Raw genomic sequence first — 2,797 nt, forward strand, 5'->3', positions numbered from 1 at the left:
GGGGGTGGTGTAGCGGGCGGTGGTGGGGTCGTAGTAGCGGTGGTGGTTGTAGTGGAGGCCGCTTTCGGGGTCGAAGTACTGGCCCGGGAAGCGCAACGGGGTGGTGCTCGCGCGGTCTTCTGTCGTGGTGCCCCAGAGGGTGGTACGGGTGCGCCAGGCGATGTCGCCGTTCTCGTCGACGAGTTCAGTGGGGGTGCCGGCCAGGTCGGTGACGATGGCGAAGAAGCGGCGGTCGATCTCGCGCTGGGTGGTGGCGTCGGTGACCCGCTCGGTCTGGGTCAGGGGACGGAAGCCCTGGTGTTCCCAGGTGAGGGTGGTCGGGCCGGGGAGGTCCGGTGTGGTGGTGGCCTGTTCGACGAGGGTGTTGTGGTCCCAGGTGAAGTCGACCTGTTCGGCGATGGTGTGGCCGTCGGGGGCGAGGCGTTGTTTGGCGGTGCGGCGGCCGAGGGGGTCGTAGAGGTAGCGCCAGACCGTGCCGTCGGGGGTGGTGAGGGCGGTGAGGTGGTTCTCCGCGTCCCAGGTGTAGCGCCAGGTGTCGGGCTTGGCTGACAGGCGGGCTTTCTGGCGGAGGGTGAGGCGGCCTGCGGCGTCGTGTTCGTAGCGGACGCGTCCTGCGCGGGTGATGCGGGTGCCGGTGTACGTGCGAGAGCCGGTGGTGTCCGCAGCGGTGGGGTGTTCGTGTGGCCAGGTGGCGTGGGTCTGGTTGCCCGCTTCGTCGTAGGCGTAGGTCTCGGTCCAGCCTTCGGCGCGGACGGTGGTGACCCGGCCCGCGTCGTCCAGGTCGAAGGTGCGGGGGCCGCTGAGCTGGTCGTCGATGGCGGTGAGGTGGCCGTCGGGGCGGTAGGTGTACGCGCGGTGCTGGGCGATGTCGCCCGCCGGGCCGCTGGTCAAGGTCTGCTCGGCCAGTCGTCCGGCCGGGTCCCAGATCTGCGCGAGTGAGGCGTTAGGCCCAAGTCGGCGGGCGGTTTCCTGGCCTAGCGCGTCATACCTGAAGTCCAGGGTGTGGCCGCAGGTGGTCAGCGTGGTGCGGCGGCCCGCCGCGTCGTACGCGAAGGTGGACTTGGCGCCGGACGGGCTGGTGCGGCGTACGCGGCGGCCGAGGGCGTCGTAGGCGCGGGTGAGAACGCGATCGCCGACGACTTCCGCTATGGCCCGGCCCATCCGGTCCCGCCGGTACGTCAGTGCCACCTCCGGGCCGACGGCCTCCATCAGCCGCCCGACGGGGTCGTAGGAGAAGGTGCTGACCTGACCGTCGACGTCCTTGCGCACGACCCGGCCGCAGGCGTCGTATTCGAGGGAGACGGTCTGGCCCAGGGGATCGGTGCGGGAGACCAGTTGGCCCGCCGGGTCGTAGGCGTAGGTGAGGGTACGCCCGTCGAAGTCCGTCTCGCTGAGTGTGCGGCCGGTCGGGCCGTACTCGTAGGTCCAGGTCAGCCCCTGAGGATTGGTGACCTGGGTGAGGCGCAGCCGCGCGTCATAGGTGAACTCGTGGCGGGTGCCGTCCGGGTCGGTGCGGGCGGCCAGCAGGTCGAAGTGGGTGTACTCGTATGTGGTCGCGGCGCCGCCCTCGTCCACCTGAGCGGCGACGTTGCCCTCTCCGTCGTAGGTCCAGCGCCGCTCGGCGCCGTCCGGGGCGATACGCCGCGACAGCTTGCCCTCGACGGTCCACTCCAGGCGGGTGGTGGCACCGAGGGGGTCGGTGATGGTGGCGGGGCGGCCGAAGGCGTCGCGGTGGTAGGCGGTGGCCGCGCCCAGCGGATCGGTGATCTCGATGGGGAGTCCGGCCGGGTCGCAGCGGATGTGGGTGGTGTCGCCGAGCGCGTTGGTGACCGAGGCCAGATGGCCGTGGTCGTCGTAGGCGTAGCGGGTGGTGGTGCCCAACGGGTCGGTGGCGGTGGTGCGGTTGCCCCGCTCGTCGTACGCGTAACGCCAGGTGGCGCCGTCCGGCTGGACCACCTCCACGGGGAGGCCCAGGTCGTTGTAGGAGGCGGTCCGCTGGTGTCCGTCGGGGGTGGTCAGGGAGGTCAGCCGGCCGGCCGCGTCGTAGGTGTAGCCGGTGGTCCGGCCCAGGGCATCGGTGCGGGACAGGGCGCGGCCGTAGCGGTCCCGCCGGGTGCGGACCGTGTTGCCGAGGGGGTCTGTGACGGTGATGACCTGGCAGCGGTCGTTCACCAGATAGCGGGTGGTGTCGCCCTCGGCCGTGGTGACCGTGGTGACCCGGTGACCGGTCCGCTCGTCGACCGGGCCGTAGTCGATGTGCAGGGAGATATGGCCCTCAGTGCCGCCCTCAGCGATACAGCGGTCCCGGTTGTCATAGACGTAGTCGTAACGGCGGCCATTGGTATCGATCCACGCGATCACCCGGCGCTCCACGTCGTACTCGAACCGCAGCGGCAGCCCCGAGGAGTTGATGACCTCGGTGAGGTTGCCGTCCGTGTAGGCGTAGCGGATGAGCTCCTGGTCGGCGCCGGCCAGGTGGAGGGCGGTGATACGGCCGTCGGCGGTGGTGATTTTGAGGTGGTAGCCGCCGCTGTGGACGATCCCGGCCGGGGCGCCATCAGTGTCGTATTCGAAGGTCAGGCGGTGGCCGTTACGGTCGCTGATCTCCGCCAGCAGGGCCTCCCCGTCACCCCCGCCCTCCGGACCGTTGAACCACCAGACACGCCCCGTGGCCGGGTCGGTGAGCGTGTAGTCGCCCTCCACCGTGCGCTCCAGCGGCCAGCGCGGGCCCAGCTCGGGCAGTGTCGGCACACCGGGCGCCGGGTGCGGGTACGAGAGCAGCAGCCCGTCCTCGGCG

Annotated in this window: 1 protein-coding gene; it reads right to left on the reverse strand. The window is 70.9% G+C overall.

The genetic code is table 11. From position 1 onward, the window contains the following. On the reverse strand, nt 1-2,797 hold a 2,797-nt coding region (locus CCN51_RS43845), incomplete at both ends, for an RHS repeat-associated core domain-containing protein (protein WP_143676090.1).

Origin of the sequence: Streptomyces milbemycinicus (assembly GCF_002154605.1) — a bacterium.
GTDB lineage: Bacteria > Actinomycetota > Actinomycetes > Streptomycetales > Streptomycetaceae > Streptomyces > Streptomyces milbemycinicus.